Below are 8520 nucleotides of genomic sequence, written 5' to 3'. Positions count from 1 at the left end.
GTCAGAAAAAGCGTGAAGTAATTGCGATCGCCTACCTTCAAGGAAGAGACAAAGGAGACCGTGGGACGCGGGGGACGCGGGGGCAACTAGGATGGGGATTGAACCCCAACGCTCGCCATTGCAACTTATAGAAGATGGGGTTTTAGACCCTTGGGGCTTGAGCCCCAGACCGGAGTGCAAACTCTCCGCGTCTCCGTGTCTCTACGCCCCGCGTCTCTTTGATCAGTTCTGATGTCCTGTGGTCAGACACTCGACTAGCATCTGCCACATCCCAGTATCGGTCAGAGAAACCATCTACCAAACCACCGACTACAGATGATGGAGTGAAAATTGTACCTGCAACGGGGTGGGTGTTCGACGGGAAAGGGAATGTTACCGCTTCATTAAAACCGGAAAAATCTGCCAGCCTCATTACTAATTAGTTGGTTTAGCGCCAACGATCTGGGCGGAAAAATCGCCCAAACGTAGATTTTTCGGAAAAAATGAGTATTTATACATGGGCGATTTTTCCGGAGGCTGGCAGATTTTTCTACGTTTAGACCCAACCCTCATCTCCCATGCTTCCAGTGCAAATAACTTGGGATCTACTCCTGCTTGCCAAAAGAGATGATTTGGGGAGTGGCGATCGCCCCAACTGCATAAGTCGCAGCTGTTACACCTAAAACCCTTATGGTAAGCATTGCGCCCCAACCTCATGGAAGGGGCTTTTTTCGGACAACACTGCGATCATCGCCCCAACTGCATAAGCCATCTTCACCTGCACCTAAGAATCATTAAGCGCAAGCTAATGTTATGTTCTTCAGCCCCTTCCACAAGGTTGGGGTTTTACTTTTTGCGTAAAATGGCTGCACCGACAAACTAGCAGCAGCACAACGTACCCCACGTGGTAAGCGATCGCCCCAACCGCATAAGCTGTCTCTACCTACATTTAAAAATTATCAAAGAGACGCGGGGCGTAGAGACAAAGGAAAGCTCTGAGTTTGCACTCCGGTCTGGGGCTCAAGCCCCAAGGGTCTAAAACCCCATCTTCTATAAGTTGCAATGGCGAGCGTTGGGGTTCAATCCCCATCCTAGTTGCCCCCGCGTCCCCCGCGTCCCACGGTCTCCTTTGTCTCTTCCTTGAATAGCACAAGCCAATTTTGTTGCCCCTCCTTTGGTGGAAGGGGCTTTGCTTTTTGCGATTGCCCAAAGGGGCACTGCCAAAGGCAATCGCATAGCTGCATAAGTTGATGCTGCCTGCAATTAATAATTGTCATCTGGGTGCGTCATTAAGTACCACCGCTAAAAAGCCCCTCTACCTCACGAGAGGGGCTTTTTTTTCGGACAACACCGCGATCATCGCACCCAACTGCATAAGTCTCGTTTGCTTACATTTAAGACAAGCCAATGTCACATTCTATTACCCCTTCCCGGAAGGGGCTTTTTTTTCGGGCAAGAAGACGATTGGCTCTGCCAGCGCAAAAAGGCTCTAGCCCAAACTGCAAAAGCCTCTCCTGCCTGCACTTAAGAATCATTAAGCGCAAGCTAATGTTACGTTCTCCTGCCCCAACTTTGTGGAAGGGGCTTTTTTGTGAAAGTAGATGCGCCGACGATCTAGAGGTTACTGCTAGGTGTTGCGTTAGTAAACGGACAAAAAACAACGCTTCACGTAGAAATATTTTTATCAAAGAGACGCGGGGCGTAGAGACAAAGGAAAGCTCTGAGTCTGCACTCCGGTCTGGGGCGACAGCCCCAAGGGTTTAAAACCCCAATTTCTATAAGTTGCAATGGCGAGCGTTGGGGTTCAATCCCCATCACGCCTATATCTCCTTTGTCCCCGCGTCCCACAGTCTCCTTTGTCTCTTCCTTGAATCTATGCAGGCTCATAGAGAATTGGTGTAACGCACCGAGAAAGATGCCGATTTTATGCCGATACGGGAATTCCCGTATCGCTTCCTCTAAGATTTTTTTTGGAAAGGCTTAAACGCGCATCCACGCTTGCAGGCGATCGCGATTCGGGGCACAAATTCCCTTGCGATTGCGATTCGGGGCACAAATTCCCTTGCAATCGCCCTCCAAAATCCTCCTCTGAGACGATTGCGCTTATACGCGCATCGGTGAATGCGATTGCCCCTTGGGCACTGGCACCTTTGCAATCGCCCTCTCAAATCCTCTCTTGAATTCTCTGCAAAAAAGTAAAACAAACAAAACAAAAGCGCCCTGTCTTCCATCCAGACTTGACGCTTTGCGTAAATAAGTTGTTCTAAAGCCATAATAACGAGTATCAGAGATCCTCTCCAAATTCCTCTCTTGAAATATCTGCAAGATAGTAAAAAACCCTTCACAGACTCGCACTGTAAAGGGGGCAATTCCTCATCTACCAAAGGATATCAATGGGACATTCTTGACCCAAAATAACACACATTTCCGAAAAAGAAGGAAAGCCCACAACCAGGCACATGGGCTTATAGTCTGAATCCAGTACTTGCATTACCTATAATATTTTATTAATCAAAAAGCCCACCGCCAAGGGTGGGACTAGTACCCCTTTTATGCTTACGCGTACTCGTGTATTTTATTCCATATTTTAGGCGCTCGCCTTCACTTTCTACTCAAAAAATATCCCGCTGGCAATCATGCGGGATGACCCTTATACCACAAAAAAGAAATCCACCACTATCAAAATACTTACTCTTTCTTGTGGCAAGTTTCCTCTGAGAAAGTAAATCAAAAAAAATACCAAGCCATATCACTTGGTAGGTCGGATTCTCTTAGCGTTTCCCTTCATTAATCTATTTTTTAATGTATTCTGGCTCAAAATGCCAAGTATTTCTCAGAGGAAAATTAAATAGATAAACCCCCCAAGGTTGCATGAAGGGGCTTTGGTAGTACACCATCTTACAGGCAACCAAACTAGCACAGATGGTAAGCTATGGCAACTAATCAAATATAATCTGATACTTTTCACTAAAACTATAGAAAAGCGTACTAATTGCACTGGCAGCCCTTTGCAATTTATCTTCATAAAAATAAAGCTGAAGCGAATCAGGCTGCTTATAAAGTGCGATCGCAGCGGCAATCAATCTCTTATTCTTGCTAGTAAAAATTGGACAAATGCTAAAGTGTGTACTCTGAAAGTCATATACACCGCGCTTAAGTTGCTCCAACACTGGCTTTTGAATTGCGCCACTCAGGCATGAGCCATCATTCAGTTTAGACTGAAATTCCCCTTTTACGCCGTTGAATGCGCGTTCAAACACGTCCAGATAAGAGTACTTGTCTACAGGCAGTGACCAAGCCCAAAACATCAAGCGAGTGTCTTTCACTTCATTGGTTAAAACAATATTATTTGTTGAGTTATCCACCAAAGTCACGAGAAAGCTTGCTCTAACGTTTGGGTCTGATTCCCTTAATTGTGATATCTCTTCATAGGATTGTTTAAAATTCTTGACCACCTCAGTATGAGTGAGCGCTGGCAATTCTACTTGCTTACTTAATCCGATGCGATCGCCTAAAGGTGTATCTTTTATTCCAACAACTATACCTACTACCAGCACTCCTAAAAAAGATAAGCGAATTATCCAGGCAGGAGTGGATAAATTTTGATTAGGTAGAAGAGATTTAACGACGTCTAAAACAGCATTGATAATTTTTTCAACCATGGCAGCACCTGACATTTATGAAAGCTTGAGTTAGCATGGTGTCCAGACCTGAAACTCTTCATAAATCCACCATTAACCCTGAAATTTACTTGCGGCACTTAATCAAGTTTAAGTGCCGCTTTAGTTAGGAGAAATCTATGAACAACGCAGAAGCTCAACAAATATTAGTTAATCGTGGATTGCTCGACCCTCCGGCAGATGGTAAATGGGGCAATCTTAGCAAAAGCGCTTTGATGAAATTTCAAAAGCTCATTGGTGTCCCCGAGCCAGATGGAATTCTTGATGAAGCGGCTAAAACCTCTTTAAGGCTTGCGCCACCATTACCACCCATTGAAGCTGAAGGGCTGATGGAAAAAATCATCAGCTATTACCAAAAGCACAATTATTGGATAGCTCGGGGAAGAGATGTTTTCAATATCGTATATATAGAGGGGATGTACCCAGACGGAACCCTCAATAGTGACCGATTGGACGAGTGGAACGACACCCGCGCTTTATTCCAAGTAGATGATTCTGGCAAGGCTCAAATAGTAGAAGCGTGGGCAGCGACTTGTGAGCCTGGTGCTTACTACACTTACCACCGAATGAATCCAGCGGGAGCCGCCAGGATTCAATTCGGTCAATATTGGGCGTGGGCTGTGGGGATGCATGGGAATTCGCGACCACATGAGGCATTGGTTCAAGTCGCTGATGTCAAAGTTTGTCGAGATGACAACGAGGACGGGTTGCGGATTGGTGATGCGGTCGCGGAGGGTCGTTATGGAGTTAACCAACACGATGGATCTGATATGGATAAAGTTGGTCGAGCGTCTGCCGGATGTCTTGTCGGGAAGCTTATTGAGGGACAGAGGAAGTTTATGAGCCGGATTAAAAGCGATCGCCGATACCTGGCAAGCAACGCTTATATTTTTTCTACTGTTGTAGTGCCTGGTGACAAGCTTTAGCCTGGTTACCCTTAATGGTTAAGAAGCTGAGCCGCCAATAAAAAATCAGCACCCACCCAAGTAGTAAGATGCTGATAAGTAGAAAATGTACTAAGATGTAAACCTTAATCGAATATAGCCAAGCCTTTAAAAGCTTCCTATGTTTTGGCTAAAAATACTCTAAAAAAAAGCGATCGCCTTATAATAAACAAAATAGGCACCTCTGGAGAAGATGCCGTTCTGTTGGTCAAGTGGTGGGTTATTTATTTTCAGAAGAGTGTGGCAAAAGACCATATTAACTTCAAGGAAAGAAAAATGGCAATAATTACCCTCGACCGTCCAGACATCTCAGCGCTAAAGACAAACAAGATTCTTAATAATTTTGAGTACACTTACTTTGCACTTCAGTGGTTAAAAGACGCAGGAAACAGTACTCAGGTGATTGACACTGATGAATTTGAATCCCAATGGGGGATTAACAACACTGAGCTATTACGCCACCTTCAGAGCCTGGAAACGAAAAAAGCACTTAAAATCACCCCAACTGAAATGACAATTACCTGGGGGCAGAACGAAACAACAACCATTTCTCAAGAAGAAGTCCTGAGCATGAAAAAGGATGGACTGATTAACAATACTGCTTATGTCTACTACGCTCTACTTTTGAACAAAGGGGGAGGACTAGCACAACCAGTTTCCCCTGACACTTACTCTGTCGCTCCTTGGAGCATCCCACCCGCGACACTCCTTAATGAATTAGGGAACATTTCCAGTAAAACCAATGAAGACGGAAGCAAGGTTATCACCCTTGACCTGTCCACTATTTCTGTTGTTTGGTTGATTTAATTCTTGTATGCAAGCTGTTTATGATGGCGATGAATATAACCCAATTCATAAACAGCCTCTAGCAACCATAGCTATTTTTTCAAGAGAAGAAGCATGATTAATATAGAAGAACAGTTAGACTCTCTGCTACTTCGTGCAGAGATAATAGACAACACAACTTATACTTACTTGAAGTTACGCTCACAATCTCCCGTTACTCCCTCACCTGTCGATGCTTTCGCCATAATCGACAACAATATCGGGTATCGTGAGTTGTTTGCAGCGATGTGCAATTTAGCTCAAAAAAGAATTATTAATTTTAGATTTCCTCGGTGGAGAGTACAGCTTTATAATAATTTCACTAAAAAGATTACTGAAGCTGAAGTTAGGCGATCGCTTGATACTGTTGGACTTCCAACATATATCTACAACGCGATAAAAGCAGAGCAATGGATAAAATACGGCACTCCATTGTTTATCGATTCCGCTTTTATGAAAAAATGGAATCTCTCTGATGAGCAGATGATTGCTAATTTCTCTAAAGTTATCAACGTAGATCTACGTTTTCTTGTAAGAGACTTTAACGATACTCTTGATTTTACTTGGAATCCGGAAGCAAGCGTCATTCCTAGCGAGGTTTCACTTGATGACATTAAACTCATTAAGTCCCAGGCAGGAACAAGTAAAAACCTTTATATCTTCTGGCTACTACAATACCAAGCGTCTGAAGACGGAGGTGACACAATTAATTTAAATGCGATCGCGAGAGCAAGCGGCGTCCCTACTGGTGATTTTATCTCAGCGCTTGCAAGCCTAAAACGAAGGGGAATGGTAGGGTATAGCCTAGATTTGCTCACAATCAATTGGCTTTCAGATATAAGTGTCTTACTAACTAACGAGGCTAAGTCTCTCAGTAAATTGTTCAAACCTGAAGCGCTTATGGCGTACAAGCTGAAGCAGTTAGAAAGTAATACAGTGAATATTAAAGATTTTTGCACTGAAAATGGCTTAATAAGCGACACGTTCTACGCTAATTTAAAAAAATTAAAAGCATCCGGGATTTTGAATTATTCCGCTGGAGAGTCCAATATTTTTTTCAAAGATAGCAGTAATTGGACAAGTGGGGAATCATCAAGTCGTAGCTCGTCAGATGACGAATAAGGACTTGAAATTTAAATTTGGCGAGACAAGTATAAAATGATTGCTTTCCGAGGAAAGTGCGATCGCGTAGCGTCTCCACAGGAGAATCGCCTTATTTTTTTGACACCACCAAGTAAACGGACTCATTACCCGCACACGGACGCGGCACAACCCCACACGCTCAGGTCTGCTCGTGAAGAGTGCCGCCCGGCTCGTTGAGACCAGCTTCGCGCTCGAAGACTCGCGCCAAGGAAGCCAGTAGGATAAAAAGTTATTGCCATCGATGGAGAAAACCAGATGAAAAACACGTTGATGGGGGCGTTCTTCACGAGTCGTCTAAGTTGATCAGTACTAAGTTTGTTGGCTCGTTCGGTCGGCGCGGTCGTTCGTAGGAAGGCGGTCACTCGCCACACTATTCGCTTACTCATCAAATCCTCACTTATTTATGTGTGGCGGTGCCGCCTCCGAACTTCACGCCGCGATTCATCCAGGGAAAAATTTTTAAAATTCTTCAAGAGAGGAATGACACGACTAGTCGCCGTCGCAGCTGGCGGTCATGGTTGCGTTGGTCGCTTTCATGGTTGCATTACTTTTTTTATGCACGTATACGTGCTATAATAGTATAAGTTTCAAGACTTCCGACCATGTTACAATCAATCTTTTCTCAATTCTCTTGCTTTGGTTTCTCCGGTTCCCGTCAGTGGTCTGGGTCTTTTGCACCTCTGACAGCTGCGGCTGATTCTGTCCCTGTTGGTGGGCGTGTGTTAGTGGGTTGTGCGCCTGGTGTTGATGCATTCTTTCGTTCCCGTTTCCCGTCGGCTGAAGTGTTCTCAGTCCGTTCTGGTCGGTGGGGTCGCGGTCGTGGCGCGTTCGCAGCGCGTTCTATCGCGTGTGTGTCGGGGGTTGTCGGGGGTGTCGGGGGTGGTCTGTGGGTGTCCTTCCCGTCGTCCGCTTGTCCCGCTGGTCTTTTTCCTTCCGGTTCCGGAACGTGGGCATCATTAGCGTTTGCGATTGGTTCCGGTTTGCCGTGTCTCGTGTTTCTGGGGTCAATTAAGAGTCCTTCTGGTTGGGGTCTTTCTCCGGTTCCTGGTTCTCCCGGTTGGTTTGGCTGTTCCTCGGTTCTTGGTTTCGCTCCGGTTCAGCTTTCGTTGTTTTAGTTTTCTCATCAGGCCGTCACGGTGACTGGCAACAAACAAAAAGTGCAGCGCGAAGCGCTGCACTTTTTCATTAAAAGAGGCTCAGTTGAATTGCGTTTTGTCCAATCGCTAGGTGCTTCATTGCACGAATTCCCGTTTCATACACCATTGCACGGGCTTTTTTTTGATTCAGTTTTAAGTCTGCTCGTTTTCTCTGTCCGGGCAGTGGCTCAAAAAAGTATTGAGTTCTCACGCTATCGTTGCTGTAAAGGTAGCGGTAAAAGGTTCCGTTGATGAAATAAATCATCCCTCGACTCAAGAAAGTGCAATCGTAAATCAACGAAAAAGTGTTATACATATTATGTCTCTTGTTGTTTTGCAGGGGATGGGAGAGGGAAAAAAAGAATCTTTGGTCGGATGCCTTGTCCCTCTCTCTATTTAATTTTCAGAATTCTGGGAATTCTTCATACTCCTCAACGTCAAACCGCCATAGGCGTTGATTCGTTTCCTCTAAGAACCTGTCGCGTCTCTCGCTGAACTGATATTCATACTGCCCTTGGCTTTCTGCTCCTAAATACTTCCAGACCGCGAACACGTGCTTATCGAGTATCTGTCCATGTACTTTTTGATTCTCAAGCAGGTGTTTTTCGGCAATCGCATCCTCAGCGAAAGCTTTTTTAATCCCTGAGTAGGCGTGGCAAGTGCAGGTGACTTCATGTGGAGTAAGCCGCAACTCATAAAAATCACCCGTATTACCCATTGCAATCAACTCATCCCAATCGTTACCAGGCTGCAATTTAGGTAGAGTCGAGAGGGGGTATTATCCCCCGTCCCTCTCTGTTAGAACCGTACGTG

The 8520-nt window shown here is 45.1% G+C and carries 8 protein-coding genes; 4 read left to right on the top strand and 4 right to left on the bottom strand.

Translation table 11 applies throughout. The features are described from left to right. Nucleotides 1-142: 142 nt before the first annotated feature. Both ACM0OZ_RS46690 and ACM0OZ_RS46685 read right to left on the bottom strand, forming a co-directional pair. On the bottom strand, nt 143-412 hold the full coding sequence (locus ACM0OZ_RS46690) for a hypothetical protein (RefSeq protein WP_414589791.1): 270 nt from the start codon (nt 410-412) through the stop codon (nt 143-145). A gap of 2506 nt (nt 413-2918) precedes the next feature. Next, nucleotides 2919-3641, bottom strand: a complete 723-nt coding sequence (locus tag ACM0OZ_RS46685; RefSeq protein WP_414589790.1) for a hypothetical protein — start codon at nt 3639-3641, stop codon at nt 2919-2921. Nucleotides 3642-3778: 137 nt separating this feature from the next. On the opposite strand from ACM0OZ_RS46685, the gene ACM0OZ_RS46680 reads away from it, so the two are divergent. The 4 genes from ACM0OZ_RS46680 to ACM0OZ_RS46665 all read left to right on the top strand — a co-directional run bounded on the left by ACM0OZ_RS46680 (nt 3779) and on the right by ACM0OZ_RS46665 (nt 7686). Next, nucleotides 3779-4585 (top strand): peptidoglycan-binding domain-containing protein, encoded by an 807-nt coding sequence (locus ACM0OZ_RS46680; RefSeq protein WP_414589789.1) that lies wholly within the window; start codon nt 3779-3781, stop codon nt 4583-4585. Nucleotides 4586-4729: 144 nt separating this feature from the next. Next, nucleotides 4730-5410: a hypothetical protein gene (locus ACM0OZ_RS46675; protein WP_414589788.1), complete on the top strand. Its 681-nt coding sequence runs from the start codon at nt 4730-4732 to the stop codon at nt 5408-5410. Between the two features lie 93 nt (nt 5411-5503). After that, nucleotides 5504-6550, top strand: coding sequence for a hypothetical protein (locus tag ACM0OZ_RS46670; protein ID WP_414589787.1), 1047 nt, complete (start codon nt 5504-5506; stop codon nt 6548-6550). 623 nt (nt 6551-7173) lie between these two features. Then, entirely contained in the window at nt 7174-7686 is a 513-nt protein-coding gene (locus tag ACM0OZ_RS46665; RefSeq protein WP_414589786.1) for a hypothetical protein, read from the top strand. 70 nt (nt 7687-7756) lie between these two features. On the opposite strand, the gene ACM0OZ_RS46660 is transcribed toward ACM0OZ_RS46665, so the two are convergent. Both ACM0OZ_RS46660 and ACM0OZ_RS46655 read right to left on the bottom strand, forming a co-directional pair. Next, nucleotides 7757-8023, bottom strand: coding sequence for a hypothetical protein (locus ACM0OZ_RS46660; RefSeq protein WP_414589785.1), 267 nt, complete (start codon nt 8021-8023; stop codon nt 7757-7759). Nucleotides 8024-8110: 87 nt separating this feature from the next. Then, nucleotides 8111-8425, bottom strand: a complete 315-nt coding sequence (locus ACM0OZ_RS46655) for a hypothetical protein (protein WP_414589784.1) — start codon at nt 8423-8425, stop codon at nt 8111-8113. Nucleotides 8426-8520 lie beyond the last annotated feature (95 nt).

This window comes from Scytonema sp. PCC 10023, assembly GCF_963920835.1.
Taxonomy (GTDB): Bacteria; Cyanobacteriota; Cyanobacteriia; order Cyanobacteriales; family Nostocaceae; genus Kalymmatonema.
This window is presented reverse-complemented; position numbering and strand designations above follow the sequence as displayed.

Bases quoted from the DNA above. Each gene is read 5' to 3' on its own strand.
- ACM0OZ_RS46660 (WP_414589785.1), bottom strand. From the start codon at position 8,023: ATGTATAACACTTTTTCGTTGATTTACGATTGCACTTTCTTGAGTCGA.
- ACM0OZ_RS46665 (WP_414589786.1), top strand. From the start codon at position 7,174: ATGTTACAATCAATCTTTTCTCAATTCTCTTGCTTTGGTTTCTCCGGT.
- ACM0OZ_RS46685 (WP_414589790.1), bottom strand. From the start codon at position 3,641: ATGGTTGAAAAAATTATCAATGCTGTTTTAGACGTCGTTAAATCTCTT.
- ACM0OZ_RS46690 (WP_414589791.1), bottom strand. From the start codon at position 412: ATGAGGCTGGCAGATTTTTCCGGTTTTAATGAAGCGGTAACATTCCCT.
- ACM0OZ_RS46680 (WP_414589789.1), top strand. From the start codon at position 3,779: ATGAACAACGCAGAAGCTCAACAAATATTAGTTAATCGTGGATTGCTC.
- ACM0OZ_RS46655 (WP_414589784.1), bottom strand. From the start codon at position 8,425: ATGGGTAATACGGGTGATTTTTATGAGTTGCGGCTTACTCCACATGAA.
- ACM0OZ_RS46670 (WP_414589787.1), top strand. From the start codon at position 5,504: ATGATTAATATAGAAGAACAGTTAGACTCTCTGCTACTTCGTGCAGAG.